At 64.9% G+C, this 14472-nt stretch carries 18 protein-coding genes; 8 read left to right on the forward strand and 10 right to left on the reverse strand.

The window, feature by feature from the left end:
• Nucleotides 1–9: 9 nt before the first annotated feature.
• Nucleotides 10–375 carry a response regulator gene (locus tag MTR72_RS23280; RefSeq protein ID WP_280970476.1) on the reverse strand — a complete coding sequence of 122 codons (366 nt, stop codon included), beginning with the start codon at nt 373–375 and terminating at the stop codon, nt 10–12.
• 241 nt (nt 376–616) lie between these two features.
• Between MTR72_RS23280 and MTR72_RS23285 the strand changes: the two genes are divergently transcribed.
• A complete protein-coding gene (locus tag MTR72_RS23285) occupies nt 617–928 on the forward strand; it encodes a DUF3572 domain-containing protein (RefSeq protein ID WP_280970475.1) in 312 nt (103 codons plus the stop codon).
• On the forward strand, nt 925–2214 hold the full coding sequence (locus MTR72_RS23290) for a DNA polymerase IV (protein ID WP_341511098.1): 1290 nt from the start codon (nt 925–927) through the stop codon (nt 2212–2214). The genes MTR72_RS23285 and MTR72_RS23290 overlap by 4 nt, the downstream gene beginning before the upstream one ends.
• A gap of 17 nt (nt 2215–2231) precedes the next feature.
• On the opposite strand, the gene MTR72_RS23295 is transcribed toward MTR72_RS23290, so the two are convergent.
• From MTR72_RS23295 to MTR72_RS23305, 3 genes are all read right to left on the reverse strand, one after another.
• The gene (locus MTR72_RS23295) at nt 2232–2387 is read right to left on the reverse strand and encodes a hypothetical protein (protein WP_198024740.1); all 156 of its coding nucleotides are present in this window, start codon (nt 2385–2387) and stop codon (nt 2232–2234) included.
• Nucleotides 2388–2655: 268 nt separating this feature from the next.
• Nucleotides 2656–3057, reverse strand: a complete 402-nt coding sequence (locus MTR72_RS23300; RefSeq protein WP_280970473.1) for a RidA family protein — start codon at nt 3055–3057, stop codon at nt 2656–2658.
• Between the two features lie 180 nt (nt 3058–3237).
• On the reverse strand, nt 3238–4083 hold the full coding sequence (locus MTR72_RS23305; RefSeq protein ID WP_280970472.1) for a cell envelope integrity EipB family protein: 846 nt from the start codon (nt 4081–4083) through the stop codon (nt 3238–3240).
• 249 nt (nt 4084–4332) lie between these two features.
• On the opposite strand from MTR72_RS23305, the gene MTR72_RS23310 reads away from it, so the two are divergent.
• From MTR72_RS23310 to MTR72_RS23325, 4 genes are all read left to right on the forward strand, one after another.
• A complete protein-coding gene (locus MTR72_RS23310; protein ID WP_280970471.1) occupies nt 4333–4800 on the forward strand; it encodes a RidA family protein in 468 nt (155 codons plus the stop codon).
• Between the two features lie 18 nt (nt 4801–4818).
• A complete protein-coding gene (locus MTR72_RS23315) occupies nt 4819–5565 on the forward strand; it encodes a glycerophosphodiester phosphodiesterase (RefSeq protein WP_280970470.1) in 747 nt (248 codons plus the stop codon).
• 176 nt (nt 5566–5741) lie between these two features.
• Nucleotides 5742–6983, forward strand: coding sequence for a GNAT family N-acetyltransferase (locus MTR72_RS23320; RefSeq protein ID WP_341511099.1), 1242 nt, complete (start codon nt 5742–5744; stop codon nt 6981–6983).
• Between the two features lie 50 nt (nt 6984–7033).
• Nucleotides 7034–7462 (forward strand): HIT family protein, encoded by a 429-nt coding sequence (locus MTR72_RS23325; protein ID WP_280970468.1) that lies wholly within the window; start codon nt 7034–7036, stop codon nt 7460–7462.
• Between the two features lie 117 nt (nt 7463–7579).
• On the opposite strand, the gene tsaA is transcribed toward MTR72_RS23325, so the two are convergent.
• The 4 genes from tsaA to MTR72_RS23345 all read right to left on the reverse strand — a co-directional run bounded on the left by tsaA (nt 7580) and on the right by MTR72_RS23345 (nt 10401).
• Nucleotides 7580–8071 carry a tRNA (N6-threonylcarbamoyladenosine(37)-N6)-methyltransferase TrmO gene (gene tsaA, locus MTR72_RS23330; protein WP_341511100.1) on the reverse strand — a complete coding sequence of 164 codons (492 nt, stop codon included), beginning with the start codon at nt 8069–8071 and terminating at the stop codon, nt 7580–7582.
• Between the two features lie 29 nt (nt 8072–8100).
• On the reverse strand, nt 8101–8451 hold the full coding sequence (locus tag MTR72_RS23335; RefSeq protein ID WP_341511101.1) for an AzlD domain-containing protein: 351 nt from the start codon (nt 8449–8451) through the stop codon (nt 8101–8103).
• Complete coding sequence (locus MTR72_RS23340) at nt 8448–9188, reverse strand: AzlC family ABC transporter permease (RefSeq protein WP_280970956.1); 741 nt, start codon at nt 9186–9188, stop codon at nt 8448–8450. Before MTR72_RS23340 ends, MTR72_RS23335 begins: the two co-directional genes overlap by 4 nt.
• Nucleotides 9189–9423: 235 nt before the next feature.
• Nucleotides 9424–10401, reverse strand: coding sequence for a lytic transglycosylase domain-containing protein (locus MTR72_RS23345; protein ID WP_341511102.1), 978 nt, complete (start codon nt 10399–10401; stop codon nt 9424–9426).
• 160 nt (nt 10402–10561) lie between these two features.
• Between MTR72_RS23345 and MTR72_RS23350 the strand changes: the two genes are divergently transcribed.
• Nucleotides 10562–11581 (forward strand): TRAP transporter substrate-binding protein, encoded by a 1020-nt coding sequence (locus MTR72_RS23350; RefSeq protein ID WP_341511103.1) that lies wholly within the window; start codon nt 10562–10564, stop codon nt 11579–11581.
• Between the two features lie 69 nt (nt 11582–11650).
• Entirely contained in the window at nt 11651–12289 is a 639-nt protein-coding gene (locus MTR72_RS23355) for an HAD family hydrolase (RefSeq protein WP_341511104.1), read from the forward strand.
• A gap of 3 nt (nt 12290–12292) precedes the next feature.
• Here the strand turns inward: MTR72_RS23355 and MTR72_RS23360 are convergent, their stop codons facing one another.
• Nucleotides 12293–13333 carry a phenylacetaldoxime dehydratase family protein gene (locus MTR72_RS23360; RefSeq protein WP_341511105.1) on the reverse strand — a complete coding sequence of 347 codons (1041 nt, stop codon included), beginning with the start codon at nt 13331–13333 and terminating at the stop codon, nt 12293–12295.
• 39 nt (nt 13334–13372) lie between these two features.
• On the reverse strand, nt 13373–14389 hold the full coding sequence (locus MTR72_RS23365; protein ID WP_341511106.1) for a carbon-nitrogen hydrolase family protein: 1017 nt from the start codon (nt 14387–14389) through the stop codon (nt 13373–13375).
• Between the last annotated feature and the right edge of the window lie 83 nt (nt 14390–14472).

Here is a 14472-nt window from a genome sequence, read left to right on the forward strand (position 1 = left end):
ATTCACTCCCTACCCGATGAAACGCCGGACCGTCTCGATGAATTTGCCGACAGCGATCGGCTTGGACAAATAGGCTTCGCAGCCGCCCTCGCGGATGCGTTCTTCATCGCCCTTCATCGCGAAGGCCGTGACCGCGACGACGGGAATGGTGCGCAGCTCCGGATCGTCCTTGATCCAGCGCGTCACCTCCAGGCCCGACACCTGCGGCAACTGGATGTCCATGAGCACGAGGTCGGGCCGCATCTTGCGAACGAGATCGAGCGCCTCGTACCCGTTGCTGGTGCCCGACGTCTGGTAGCCGTGCGCCTCCAACAGGTCGCGGAAGAGCTTCATGTTGAGCTCGTTGTCTTCCACGATCAGGACGGTCTTAGCCATCCCGTCCTCCCGATTGGCAAGGAGACCGATACATATGACGCCTCAGGCGCCTCTCATCGGCGCTTCAAAAACTGGAATCAAACTAGCCCCAGATTCGCTCTAGTTTCGTTAAACCCGAGGGCCGACTTTCTGCGATGTGGTTTCCAGTTGCTTGTCTGGGGTCGCAAGACTCAGGCACGAGACTCGGGCATGATGATTCCAAATTAGAGACCGAAAGTTAACGGAAAGGCAAATCGGGCCATTGAAAAAGCCAGTTCAAAACCCACGCGAAGTGGCTGAAATCGTTGCAATTCAAGCGCTCTCTTTCGTGGCGGGCGAGCCTGAGCGGCTGGGCCTGTTCCTGGCCGAGACCGGCGTCGGACCGGAGACGCTCCGCAGCGCCGCCTCGGACCCGAATTTCCTCCTCAGCGTGCTCGATTTCGTGCTGCGCGATGACGCGACTGTGAAGGCCTTCGCGGCCGCCTCGGAACTGCATCCGACCAATATTGCCGCAGCGCGGCAGGTGCTGGGCGATGCGCTCGGCGACCGGTCCTGGGAGCGCGACGTGCCGTGAGCAGCCTAGAGGCGGCCGGGCCCCGCTGCTTCTGCCGGGATTGTCTGGCCGATCTGGACATGGGCGCGCGGCGCTGCGGGACTTGCGGTTCCCCTCGCCTGGTCCGCCACCGCGCGCTTTCGACGCTGACGATTGCCCATATCGACTGCGACGCCTTCTACGCGACGGTGGAGAAGCGCGACAATCCTGAGATCGCCGACAAGCCCGTCATCATTGGCGGGGGCAAGCGCGGCGTGGTGTCGGCCGCCTGCTACATCGCGCGCACCTTTGGCGTCCGCTCGGCCATGCCGATGTTCAAGGCGCTGGAGGCCTGCCCGCATGCGACCGTGATCCGCCCCGACATGGCCAAATATGTCCGCGTCGGCCGCGAGGTGCGCCAGGCCATGCAGGCGCTGACGCCGCTGGTCGAGCCGCTCTCGATCGACGAAGCCTTTCTCGACCTCTCCGGCACCGAGCGGGTTCACGGCATGGTTCCGGCCAAGGTGCTGGCGCGCTTCGCCCGCGACGTCGAGCGCGATATCGGCATCACAGTTTCGGTCGGCCTGTCCTGCAACAAGTTCCTGGCGAAGATCGCCTCCGACCTCGACAAGCCGCGCGGCTTTGCCGCGCTCGACCGGGACGAAGCGCGGATCATGCTGGCGGAGAAGCCGGTGGGCTTCATCTTCGGCGTTGGACCGGCGACCCAGGAGCGGCTGACGCAGCGCGGCTTCCGCAACATCGCCGATCTGCAGAAGGCAGACGAGATCGAGCTGATGCGGCAGTTTCCGAGCGAGGGCCGTAGGCTGTGGCGGCTTGCGCGCGGCATCGACGACCGCCGCGTCGAGCCGGACCGCGGCGCCAAGACGATATCCAGCGAGACCACGTTCGAGACCGACATCCGCGATTTCGCGACGCTTGAGCGGATCCTGTGGCGGCTCTGTGAGAAGACGTCGTCGCGCCTGAAGAGCAGCGAGCTTGCCGGCACCACCATCACGCTGAAGCTGAAGACCGCCGATTTCCGCCAGCGCACGCGCTCGCAGTCGATCGCGGGGCCGACGCAGCTCGCCGCAAAGATCTTCGCAATCTGCCGCGAGATGCTGGCCAAGGAGATCGACGGCACCGCGTTCCGCCTGATGGGCGCCGGCGTCAGCGCACTGCGCACCGGCTCGGCCGCCGACGATACCGATATGCTCGACCGCCGCGCCGCCCACGCCGAGCGCGCGATCGACGGGTTGCGCAAGAAATTCGGCAACGCCGCGGTGATCCGCGGCATCGCTTATGACGGGCCCGAGAAGGCCGAGGAGTGACTTTAGCCCGGCTGAAGTCAGTCGTGTTCGAAGATCCTGGCGCCCGGATAGACGCGGCGGGCATACTGAACGACCAGATGCCGGTCCTGGGTCGCCAGGAACGGAGTTCGGATCTGGCAAGACCCGACGATGAGGTGCCACAAGCCGTTGAGCTGTCGAATGATCACGTTCATTGAGCCTCCTCGCACTGACCCGAGTGGGCTCAGAATGAAAGAATCGCCCGCCATCGCTCAATTGTACAAGCGTAAGAGCAGCGTATGAGAAGGAATAGAGGAGATATACAAAGGTATGTTGGCGAGGACTCTGTCAGTTGCGGCGCTGATGCTGTTCTGCAGGAGATGCCCACGTCGTAGGATGGGTAGAGCGAAGCGAAACCCATCAGATTGCTGTCCGACGACGAAGGATGATGGGTTTCGCAAGAGCTCAACCCATCCTACACGCTCAATCCGCAACCGCCACCGCCTCGATCTCGATCATCCATTCCGGCGCGGCGAGTGCGGAGACGCCGACGAGAGTGCTGGCGGGCGGCTCCATGCCTTCGAAGAAGACCGAGCGGGCCTTGCCGATGATGGGACGCAGCTCCGGCTTGTAGTTCACGACGAAGGTCGTGATCTTGACGATGTTGGCGTAGCTCGCGCCGGCCGCCTTCAGCGCCAGGCCGAGATTCTGCATCACCTGCGTGGTCTGCGCGGCGAGATCGCCCTCACCGACCACGCGCCCCTCCTCGTCAACCGAGACCTGTCCGGAAATGTAGATGGTGCGCGCGCCGGAGGCCGTGACGACGTGGGAATAAGCCGGATTGTGATGCAGGCCGCTGGGACGGAGATGGTCGAGCTTGGGCATGGTGCTGCCTCCCGGAGGTTTGTGGTTGGGAGGGAGCGTAGCGGGTGATGGTGCGGAGGGCTAGCCCATCGGATTCGTCATTGCGAGCGCAGCGAAGCAATCCAGGAATCTGTCCGGGGTGGCATTCTGGATTGCTTCGCTGCGCTCGCAATGACGGTGGAAGAGCGGACGCTGAAGCCGTCAATTACACGGCTTGCTGTCCTTCACATCGAACTTGCCGAGCGCGCCGGAAATCACAAAATCGTTGTAGTCGAGCACGAGCTGGCGGGAGACGCCGTTCTCGTAGAGTTCGAACGACATCGCATAGACCGGCGTCTGCTCGCCTTCCTTCTGCTGAACGTCGCGGTCGAAATAGCTCACGGTGACCGGCCAGCGCTTGAGCGATTTCATGTGCTCGTCCGTGGTCGACGGGTCGGACGATGTGACGCGGTCGGCGGGGATCGGCTGACCGATGACGGTCAGCGTGTTGTAGACCTTCTGGCCGTCGTCGGAGCCGTCATAGACGGACAGCTCGAGCAGCGACTTGCCGTCCTTGGCAGCGGCGATGATGCGCTGGATCTGCTCGGTCGGGAACACGATCTTGCCGTCGAGGGTAAAACTCTTCGGCGCCGGCAGCTTCAGCTTGACGTTGATATGGTCGCCGTCGCGCTCCGCGGAACCGTCGACCCTGCTGGCCTCGGTCTCGTTCATCCGCGTCTCGATCTTGAAGTGGTAGCTCTTGCCGGCCGAATCCTCCCAGGAATTGGAGCGGAGATCGCTGAGGGTTACCTTGCCCTCGCCGCTATCGAGCTCGGAGACCTGACGGAACTCGGAGGTGTAGCCCTCGCAGGAATTGCCGGTGAAATTGTAGAGGATGCGGCCGCGCGCGCTGTTGACCGAGTTCGAGCGCGATTTGACGAGGCTCAGATCATAGAGCGCCTGGTGCGCGAGGAATGAACCGCCGGCGGCGTGTGCCCCGCTGCTCTGACCGAAAGCGGCCGCCACGAGCGCCATCACACCGAGCGAAGTCCGGAAAAGGTGCACCATGTCTATTCCCTGGGGAAATACAGATTCGACAGCTTAATGGCCGTCCCATTGCGTCGCAACTGCGGCCGTTTCACGTAAAGTTGCGCCCTCGCCTTGAACCTCCTGGTCTGCCTCAACAAAATGCATCGCCCACCCGCCCCGTCGGCTTGCTTGCATGTGGCTGCGCAATGGGCGAAACAGGCCCGGCCCGGCCGCAAGCCAAGAGCGTCGGGGCGGATGAATTCTCGGACTTGGACATTGAGGTCGAACATGGCTGGCACGGTCGAACAGAAACTGGCGGAACAGGGCATCAAGCTGCATGAGGCCCCCACCCCCGTGGCCAACTACGTGCCGTTTGTGCGCAGCGGCAACCTGCTGTTCGTCTCCGGCCAGGTCTGCTTCGACCCTGCCGGCAAGCTGATCGCCAAGGGCAAGCTCGGCGCCGGCGTGACGATCGAACAGGGCGCGGCGGCGGCGCGCGGCTGCGCCATCAACCTGCTTGCCCAGGTCAAGGCTGCCCTCGGCGACCTCGACAAGGTTGTGCGCGTGGTGCGCATCGGCGGCTTCATCAACTCAGCGCCGGATTTCGTCGACGGACCGAAGGTTTTGAACGGCGCCTCCGATCTGATGGTCGCGGCGTTCGGTGACAAGGGCCGCCACGCCCGCACCACCGTCGGCGTCGCCTCCCTGCCCGCCGATGCGGCGGTCGAGGTCGAAGGCCTGTTCGAGGTCGCCTGACGTAAGGGAGCAAGCAGCGTGCGAGCCCCGGATTGGCTGACAGCGCGGCCGGTCGCGCATCGCGGCCTGCATGACATTTCGCGCGGCGTCGTCGAGAACATGCCGGGCGCGGTGCAGGCGGCGATCGCGGGCAATTTCGCCATCGAGGTCGATATCCAGCTCAGCGCCGACGGCGAAGCCATGGTGCATCACGACCATGCGCTCGGCCGTCTCACCGAGGCCACCGGCGAGCTGATCAAGAAGACCGCGGCGGAACTGAAGGCCGTCGCATTCAAGGACACGTCCGAGCGGATGATGTCGCTGGCCGATCTCTGCGCCCTCGTCGCCGGCCGCGCGCCGCTGGTGATCGAGGTGAAGAGCCATTTTGCCGGTGACCGCAAGCTGGTGAAGCGGATGGCAGAGGTGCTGTCGTCCTATGACGGTCCGGCCGTCGGCATGTCCTTCGATCCCGACCAGGTACTGGCGCTGCGCGAGCTGTTGCCCTCGCGCCCGCGCGGCATCGTCGCGCAGCGGACCTATGAGGACGAGTATTGGGCTTACCTGACGCAAGGGCAGCGCGACAGCATGCTGTATCTGCGCCACGGCATTCAGACCCAGCCGCATTTCGTCGCCTTCAAGGTCGACCACCTCCCCGCGCCCGCGCCCTGGATCGCGCGAAATGTGTTCGGCTGCGCCCTGCTCGGCTGGACCGTGCGCACGCCCGAACAGCGCGCGCGCGCCGGGCAATATGCGGATCAGATGATCTTTGAGGGGTTCGTGCCGTAAGGGCCCGTTGCCATTGCGAGCGCCTCCCCAAAGTCGGTCCTGGCTTTCAGCCAGGACGACGCTTGGTTGGGGCTGCGCGAATAGCGAGACATTGCATTCGCAGCCCTCGAGTTCCCGCCCCCTTGAAGTCGCTGCTGCGATGCACGATCTTGGGCTTGGGATTTTCAAGACACGCGATGGCATCATCCGAAATCACGCTTGAGGCCGTACCATCCATTGGCGAAGTCTCGCCGGAGGACTGGGACGCATGCGCCAACCCGGGCGGGAGATGCAATGGGTCTGGCCCGGGAACCTCATCCGGGCTCTCAGGCGATTCCGCTGCTCTCTCAAAACCCACCTATAACCCGTTCGTCTCACACGCGTTTTTCTCCGCCGTTGAGAATTCGGGTTCGGCGACCCCGCGCACCGGCTGGGGACCGCGGCATCTCGTGGCCAAGATCGACGGCCGCGTCGCCGGCGTCGTGCCCTGCTATCTGAAATCGCATTCGCAGGGCGAGTATGTCTTCGACCGCGGCTGGGCGGATGCTTATGAGCGCGCCGGCGGGCGCTACTATCCGAAGCTGCAGGTTTCGGTTCCCTTCACGCCGGCGACCGGACCGCGGCTCCTGATCCGCGACGGCGTCGATCGCGACCGCATCGCGGAGGCGCTGGCGAGCGGGCTGGTGGCGCTGTGCGGCGTCAGCAAAGCCTCCTCGGTGCACGTCACGTTTGCGCGCGAGGCCGAGTGGAAGCTGCTCGCAAGCCACGGCTTCTTGCAGCGGACGGACCAACAGTTCCATTGGCACAACCAGGGGTTCGCGACGTTCGATGATTTCCTCAGCACGCTGAACTCGCGCCACCGCAAATCGATCAAGCGCGAGCGGCGCGATGCGCTTGCCGCCGGCGTCAGCATCCACTGGCTCAGGGGCAATGAGATCACCGAGGATGCCTGGGACGCGTTCTTCGCGTTCTACATGGAGACCGGTTCGCGCAAATGGGGCCGGCCGTACTTGACGCGTGAATTCTTCTCGCTGATCGGCGAGACCATGAGCGACGACGTGCTGCTGGTGATGGCCCGGCGCAATCACCGCTGGATCGCGGGCGCGATCAACTTCATCGGCGCGGACACGCTGTTCGGCCGCAACTGGGGAGCAATCGAGCATCATCCGTTCCTGCATTTCGAGGTCTGCTACTATCAGGCCATCGATTTCGCGATCAAACACGGCCTCACGCATGTCGAGGCCGGCGCGCAGGGCGAGCACAAGATCGCGCGCGGCTACCTGCCGCGGACGACCCATTCCGCCCACTTCATCGCCGATCCCGGCCTCCGCCGCGCCATCGACGACTATCTCAAGCGCGAGCGCGCCTATGTCGCTGAAGCCGGCCGCGAGCTCGCCGAGCTCGGGCCGTTCCGGAAGGACGCGGACGAGGCGCCTTGACGGCTTCTCCGAGGTGATGACAGTAAGGCCGCAACTTCAGGAGCAGCCGTATGACCGCTTACGATCCCAATAATATCTTCGCGAAAATCCTGCGCGGCGAATTCCCGTGTTACAAGGTCTATGAGAACGAGCACGTGCTCGCTTTCCTCGACATCATGCCGCGCTCGCCCGGCCATACGCTCGTCATCCCAAAAGCCCCTGCCCGCAACATTCTCGACATCAACCCGGACGACTACGCCCATGTTGCCCGCGCCACGCACAAGATCGCGGCCGCCGCGATGAAGGCGTTCGAGGCCGATGGCATCACGGTGCAACAGTTCAACGAGCCCGCCGGCGGTCAGGTAGTGTTTCACCTGCACATGCACGTGATGCCGCGTCACGACGGTGTCGCGCTGCTTCCGCCCGCGAGCCGCAAGGAAGACGGCAAGGTGCTGGAAGAGCACGCGGCCAAGCTAATCGCGGAGCTGAAGGCGGGTTAGGTTTTTCCGCTCGTCATTGCGAGCGAAGCGAAGCAATCCAGAATCTTCCGTGCGAGACACTCTGGATTGCTTCGTCGCAAGGGCTCCTCGCAATGACGAGGTTGGGCCGTCGTACCTTCACTCCGACTCAAAATCCCCCGGCTGCGGCGCGGCAAGCGGCGTGAACTCGCAGCGATCAGGCTTGATGTCGATCAACGGCGTGTTGTCGATGCAGTCGAGCCCGCGCACCAGGATCGTGTTGCCCTCGACGCCGACCAGCTTCACGATCGAGGTGCCGATCGGATTGGGCCTGACCGGCGAGCGCAGCGAAAAGGTGCCGCGGGTGTTCTGGTTGTTCTTGGGGCTTTGCAGAATGATGTCGCGCCGGGAGCGGTCGAGCCAGTACAGCACTTCGAGATTGCTGTAGAAGTCGACGCCCTTGATCGCCGGCACGAACGGCTCGAAGATCTCCAGCCGGCACACCGGGCCGTCGAGACGGCCCTGCCGCGGCGTCTCCAGCCGTGAGCTCCATGGCGTGCGGATTCGGCCAATGAAGACGAGGCCGGCATCCTCCGTCGGCGGCAGCTCAATGGCGACTTCGCCCTCGCGGAGTTCGTTTTCGCGAACCATTGTGTCGTTCCTTGCTGTTCGCGAGGGTTTTAGCCCAGCCACCACTGTCCGGCCAGCATGAAGACTTCGCCGGTGACGACGCCGGCGAAAATCGAGCGGCGGCTCAAGAGGAACACGACGAGGCCGGCGGCTACTGCGCCGTAGCGTAAGCCGTCCGGCACGCTCGTCAGCGCACCCGGCGGCTCGACAACTATCTGGGCGATGACGCCGGCGAGAATCGCGGTCGCGACCGCCCTCACCCAGACCAGGAGCTCGGAGCCCTCGTCGATACCGCCGCCGAACCACAGGCCAAGCATGCGCCATATCTGGTTGGGAATAACGCCGGCGACGAACAGCACAGCGAGCGCGTGCCAATCGCCGATGAGCTGGGAGAGGCTCATGCGCGCACCTCGCGCCACCAATGCACGCCATAGGCAATCGTGCCGGCCGCAACACCGCTGACGAGGATATCGAGGCCGCTGTTCATCTTCGCGGCCAAGGGATAGAGCACGATGCCCAGCGCGAGCGCGACGACGTCGGCGATCTCGCGGCTGTTGCGCGCGGTCGAGAACAGGAAGGACAGCGGCGTAAGCAGGAGGATCGCCGCGCCCAGCGTTTGCGTCAGGTTGGCGGCGAGGAAATAGCCCACCGTATTGGCGGTGAGGCACACCGAGACCAGGCCGAAGCCGAGCCCGTGGACGAAGGCGATTCGCCGCTCTCGCGGCACCTGCGGGAGGAAGCGGTGGCACTCGACCCAGAGCGTCACGGCGGTGAGATGCGCGGCGAAGATCAGCTCGCGCCGTTTCGTCGTTGGCGTGCGCATCAGCGGCAGCACCGAGACCACCATCGGAAACAGGCGGATCGCGCTGACGGTGACCGCAATCGCCGACTGGATGATGGTCGCGCCCGAACCGAGCGTTGTGATCAGAATGATCTGCGCCGGCCCCGCCCAGACGAACAGCGTCGAAGCCAGCGCCCAGAGCAGGCTGAAATGGGTGTCATGGGCGAGCGCGCCGATGCCGAGATAGGTCACGAACAGGACGATGGTGAGGATCGTCTGCGTGATCGAGCGCAGCCCCCACGCAAAGGCGCGCCAGGGGCTGTGCCATTGAGGAGAATCGAGCGGAGGAAGCGCCACGGGAGTTTGGCCGGGGTGAGGAATCGTGCCCGCATAACGGGCAATGCGCAGGCTGGCGTCAAGGAAGCCGGCGGCGGGGCTGGCATGCACGCGGGCCACAATCACCACCGCCGTCATTCCGGGGCGCGCCCCTTGGCGCGAGCCCGGAATCCATTAGGCCTCTGGGATCGGTGCACAATGGATTCCGGGCTCGCGACTTCGTCGCGCCCGGGAATGACTGCGGAGAGAGACTCCCCTACCCGCTCACGCCCCGGTTCTTGAGCACGAAGCAGGCGCCGCCTGCCTTCCGGATGCGGTTGCAGAGGTCGTCCGCCTCACTGCGCGTATCGGCGCCGATGCGCACCTGGTAGAAAGCGTGCGTGCCGCGACTGCGCATCACCGAGCTCAGAATGCTTGGATCGCGGTCACCGATCACGGCGCTGAGGCGCGTCATCGCACGGGAATACATCGCCAGCGCCCTGTTGCGATCAAACCCGGCGGCAAGCTGCACGCCCCAGACTTTTGCGGCGGCAAGCTGCACATGCTGCTCGAGCTCGGCCACGAAGGGATTTGGCGCGCGCTTCAAGAGCGCCATCAGGTCGCGGCAGCTCGTCGGCGGCGCGCTCGGCGGTCCCTTTCCGGTGCTGCCCGCTTTCGCCCAGTCCTCGACGGTCGCGCCGGTGATGGCGACGACGTAGTGGCGCGTCTGCTCCGGCATGCCGCCGGTGCCCGCAAGCCACTCCTGCACCCGCCGCGGACCGGCATTGTAGGCGGCAGCAGCGAGGCCAAGATTGCCGAACTGGTTGCGCAGCTCGTTGAGAAACTCGGCCGACTTCGGCAGCGCCTGGACCGGGTTGAAGGGATCGAGCAGGCCGCGCTCGCTCGCCGTGCCTGGCATGAACTGCGCGATCCCCTGCGCGCGGTCGCCGCTGCGCGTCACGGGCCCGACCGCGTCGGTCTGGAAGCGGCTCTCCTGCCAGATCACGCGGGCGAAGAATTCCAGCGGCAGGTTAGCGTCGCGCGCCGCGGCCTCGATGATCAGACAGATCGACTCCCGCGTATCGCTCTCTCGCGCGCTAGCCGGCTTTTCCGGCGGCCGCGCCAGCTCCTCGACGCTTGGGACAGCGACATCGGTCTTTGCGGGCGACGCATCCTCTGCCAGCGCCTGCGTCGCCGACAGGAGCAGTGCGGCAAACATGCGCAGCGGCCTGCGCGCGGCGGAGAGAGGTGGCATGCGCGCGGTCCCGAGAGCTGCCAGCCGGAGTGAGCGGCCCGAGAAGAATGCAATCAGCCTCGACAGAGCGCAAGCATATCTGTGGCATGCGCGTGCGCGGCGTGCCACAAGGTACTGTGCCAAACTGTGGCATCGTGACATGGCTTAGAGACGTCGCCGAATGCTCCCTGGTCTGCCCCTCCCAATGCTTTTCCCCACCAAACGGATCCGCACCATCCTCGCCCTCTTCCTCTGGGTCGTCCTCAGCGTCGTCCCGGCGACCGCGCAAGTTGCCTGGCGGATGACCACGGAATACCCGCAGAACAACATTTCCGGGATCGGACTCACGACATTCGCCAGCCGCGTCGCCGCGCGCACCAACGGCTTCGTGACCGTCACCAACGCCTTCGACAACGAGCTCAAGATCAGCTCGGGCGAGATGCCGCGCGCCGCGCAGGACGGCCGGATCGTCGGTGGCGACGCCTTTGCAGGCGCGCTCTCCGGCATCGACCCGATACTCGGTCTTTCCACCCTGCCCTTCCTCGTGCAATCGGTTGACGCCGCCCGTGCCGCCAACTTGCGGGCACGCCCGCTCTATGAAAAGGCGCTCGCGGCGCGCGGCCTCAAACTGCTTTATGTGACGATCTGGCCAGCAACAGGCCTCTGGTCGGAGCGTTCGCTCGAAGGCGCCGACGACCTGCCGAAGCTGAATTTGCGGGCTTACGATGCTAATTCCCGCGAGGTCATGCGCGCGGCCGGCGCAAATGCGCAGTTCCTGCCGATGGACGCCGCGCTCGCGGGTCTGAAGGAACATCGGCTGAATGCCTTCCTCACCTCCGGCGATGGCGGCGCGGCACGCAAGCTCTGGGATTTCCTGCCCTACTTCACGGCCATCAACTACGCGATGCCGGTCTCGATCACCTTCGTCCGCAGCGATGCATTCACTGAGCTGTCCGAGCCGATGCAACGCGAGGTGCTGGCTGCGGCTGAAGAGACCGAGCAAAGCCAGCTCGCGCTACTCACCCATCGCACTTCGGAAAACTATGCGCGCATGCGCGACAATGGCGTCCGCATCGCTGAGCCGGCGCCGCCGTCGCTCATCGCGGCGCTCCGGAAGGCGGCGACGACCGCAATCACCACCTGGGAGACCCAGGCCGGCGCGGATGCCGCAGCGATCGTCGAATGGGCCCGGCAGCAATGACGCATCGGCTCTTGACTTGAGAGCCGATGCAACTAGCAACGGGGCGACATCAACGCAGGCTCGGCCCGGATGCAAACCATCTACTTCGATCTCGACGGCACGCTGACCAACCCCAAGCCGGGGATCACCCGCTCGATCCAGTATGCGCTGGAGCGACTCGGCAAGCCTGTTCCGAGCGAGGACGAGTTGACCTGGTGCATCGGGCCGCCGCTGCATGCCAGCCTGAAGAAGCTTACCGGAACCGACGAGCTCGCCGACCGGGCGCTGCTGCTCTACCGCGAGCGATTCAGTGAAGTCGGCCTGTTCGAGAACGAGGCGTATTCCGGCATCAAGGACACTCTGGCGAGGATTGCAGCGACACGCCAGCGGATGTTCGTCGCCACCAGCAAGCCCGCAGTCTACGCCAACCGCATCATCGATCATTTCGGCTTGCGGCCTTATTTCGAGCGCGTGTTCGGCTCCGAGCTCGACGGCACGCGGGTCGACAAGCGCGACCTGCTGCGCTACGCGCTCGACGAGGCGAAGGTCGATCCTAACAGCGCGATCATGATCGGCGACCGCAGCCACGATGTGGTCGGCGCCAGGACCAACGGCATGACCGCCATCGGCGTGCTCTACGGCTATGGCAGCGAGGCCGAGCTCAGGGATGCCGGCGCGCATCACATCTGCGCCGCGCACCCGGAGCTGCTCAGTCACTGCATCGCATAAACCTCACGCGCCGACGGTCTCGACGGCCGCCAGCATGCCGGTCTTGGGATGACAGTTCAGGTATTCGAAGAACTGTTCGTCCGCGGCGGCCACCGTGACCTCGTGATAGAGCCGCAGCTTTGCAGACGGCCCCAGCGTCGACAGATACTTCATCGCCGCGCCAAAGATCCGGACGTGGGTCGGATGGGATTCCGCCCAGCGCTCCAGCGCGGCAAGACTCTTCCACCAGCTCTGGCCGTAGGATTTTTCGCTTGGCCTGCCGTCTGCGCCGAGCACGCGCATGTAGCGGTTGGCGTAGCAGCCGATGGTGAGCCCGTTGTCGCGCAGGAAATCCATGCCCTCGCGCAGCACCGGCTCGACATCATCGAGATAGAGTTTTCGCTCCGATGCCTCGGTGTCGCTCCAGTCCTGCCCGGACCGGATCAGGCAGAGATTGTCGTTTGCGATCACGCGCAGCCGCGCACCGTCGCGGACGAGTTTTGGATCGCCGCCGGGTGCCATCGCCTCGGTCTGCGATAGCGGAATGCGGTCGCGCATGCCGCCCCAATAGGCGTGCTCCTGCACCTCGCCGCTCATGCTATCCGCGATCACAGCGACGCCCTCGGGCCGGCCAAGTGAGGAGAACAGCGTCTCGTGCCGTGCCACGGCCGGCCGCAACACCTCGATGAAGGTGCCAATGCCTTCCCGTGCGCTGCCGGTCCACGCCTCGCGTGCCGGCGCAAACCAGGCGTCGAAGCGCGCGATGTCGTCCCAATAGGCGACCGAGACCACGTTGGCATGGCCGGACTGGTCGACATAATGCGCGCGATCCCAATGTGACGGACCATCGGTCGCAACAAAACGCCGGTCGATCTCGGCCAGTGCGTCGGTCGCGGCGGCCGGCGGCGCGCCGCGATACTGCACGCCGAAATAGGCCATCGCGACGCGGCCAACGTTCGGCTTGTAGCGCGCCACGAACGACGGATACGGCGGCCGATAGTCATCCGGCACGCGCTTGTGGCGCGAGCGCTCCGTCTGAAGATGTGGAGGAATTGCGGATTCCATGCTCATGCCCTCCCCGTGATGTCTTGCGGCTGCGGCAGATCAATTCGCCGCGGCAGCGATCTCCGTGGGCTCGACGGTGTCGACAGGCAGCGCGAACTGCTCGACGCGCTTGTACGGCTTGTTGTTGAGCAGCAGGCGCGTCACGTCGGGGCGCGAATAATGCCCGGCAGGGTCGGCCGCGTTCTTGGCAACGCCAATGACACCGAGGTCGATCTCGGCGATCAGAAGGCCCTCCTGATCGGGCGCGAGCTTGTCGCCGATCTGGCTGCCGTCGGGTCCGTAGATGGCGGCAAAGCCGCCGCCGGCATGCAGCAGCGCATGCTTGTCGGGCCGGTCACAGAGGTCGTCGATCATCGCCTGCGAGACGGTCGCGCAAGGCGCCAGCACGAAGCAGGAGCCCTCCACCGCATAGACGCGCGAGGCGGCATTGTTCACCTCGGCGCCGAGCGCCGGCGCGAAGGGATCGTAGAGCGAGAAGCTCGGCCAGGCCGCGACATGCACCTGCTCGTTCTGGGCATACATTGCGTATTTAGAGAGCGGCTGAAGATGCTCCCAGCAGCACAGTGCGCCCAGGCGTCCGATGTCGGGCCGGGCGTGGACGGCAAGGTCGCTGCCATCACCTTCGCCATAGACCGTGCGCTCGGCATGGGTCGGCCGCAGCTTGCGGCGCTTGGCAATCGTCTCCCCGTCGGGTCCGATCAGCCATTGCGCGAGATAGAGGCTGCCGCCGTCACGCTCGGAGAGGCCGAGCACCGCCGTCAGCTTGGCCTTGCGCACCGCCTCGCGCAGCCGCTCGGCCTGCAGGCTGTCATAGGCCAGCGAATTGTCGAAATAGCGCTGCACGAAGCCGCGGCCGATTGCCCAGGCCGGCGAGTCCAGCCAAATGTGCCAGGGATAGCCGGGGATGAAGGCCTCCGGAAAGGCGATCAGCTTCGCGCCCTTTTCGGCCGCCTCCCTGATCAGCGCGATCGACTTGTCGATGGACGCGTCGAGGTCGAGCCACGCGGGTGCTGCCTGCACCACGGCGACCTTGTATTTCGGATGTTCGATGCCCATTCCCGCCTCCATCATGTGCACTGGGACAGCACCGCTTTCCGGTTGATCACGGTACACGCCCGATGCAGTCTATTGGGCCACGG

The organism is Bradyrhizobium sp. ISRA442 (genome assembly GCF_038085055.1).
Classification (GTDB): domain Bacteria; phylum Pseudomonadota; class Alphaproteobacteria; order Rhizobiales; family Xanthobacteraceae; genus Bradyrhizobium.

What these genes read in the sequence shown, in the direction of transcription:
- MTR72_RS23280 (WP_280970476.1), bottom strand. Translation starts at nt 375, where the DNA reads ATGGCTAAGACCGTCCTGATCGTGGAAGACAACGAGCTCAACATGAAG.
- MTR72_RS23295 (WP_198024740.1), bottom strand. Translation starts at nt 2,387, where the DNA reads ATGAACGTGATCATTCGACAGCTCAACGGCTTGTGGCACCTCATCGTC.
- MTR72_RS23300 (WP_280970473.1), bottom strand. Translation starts at nt 3,057, where the DNA reads ATGCCCAAGCTCGACCATCTCCGTCCCAGCGGCCTGCATCACAATCCG.
- MTR72_RS23305 (WP_280970472.1), bottom strand. Translation starts at nt 4,083, where the DNA reads ATGGTGCACCTTTTCCGGACTTCGCTCGGTGTGATGGCGCTCGTGGCG.
- MTR72_RS23310 (WP_280970471.1), top strand. Translation starts at nt 4,333, where the DNA reads ATGGCTGGCACGGTCGAACAGAAACTGGCGGAACAGGGCATCAAGCTG.
- MTR72_RS23320 (WP_341511099.1), top strand. Translation starts at nt 5,742, where the DNA reads ATGGCATCATCCGAAATCACGCTTGAGGCCGTACCATCCATTGGCGAA.
- MTR72_RS23325 (WP_280970468.1), top strand. Translation starts at nt 7,034, where the DNA reads ATGACCGCTTACGATCCCAATAATATCTTCGCGAAAATCCTGCGCGGC.
- tsaA (WP_341511100.1), bottom strand. Translation starts at nt 8,071, where the DNA reads ATGGTTCGCGAAAACGAACTCCGCGAGGGCGAAGTCGCCATTGAGCTG.
- MTR72_RS23335 (WP_341511101.1), bottom strand. Translation starts at nt 8,451, where the DNA reads ATGAGCCTCTCCCAGCTCATCGGCGATTGGCACGCGCTCGCTGTGCTG.
- MTR72_RS23345 (WP_341511102.1), bottom strand. Translation starts at nt 10,401, where the DNA reads ATGCCACCTCTCTCCGCCGCGCGCAGGCCGCTGCGCATGTTTGCCGCA.
- MTR72_RS23350 (WP_341511103.1), top strand. Translation starts at nt 10,562, where the DNA reads ATGCTCCCTGGTCTGCCCCTCCCAATGCTTTTCCCCACCAAACGGATC.
- MTR72_RS23355 (WP_341511104.1), top strand. Translation starts at nt 11,651, where the DNA reads ATGCAAACCATCTACTTCGATCTCGACGGCACGCTGACCAACCCCAAG.
- MTR72_RS23360 (WP_341511105.1), bottom strand. Translation starts at nt 13,333, where the DNA reads ATGGAATCCGCAATTCCTCCACATCTTCAGACGGAGCGCTCGCGCCAC.
- MTR72_RS23365 (WP_341511106.1), bottom strand. Translation starts at nt 14,389, where the DNA reads ATGGGCATCGAACATCCGAAATACAAGGTCGCCGTGGTGCAGGCAGCA.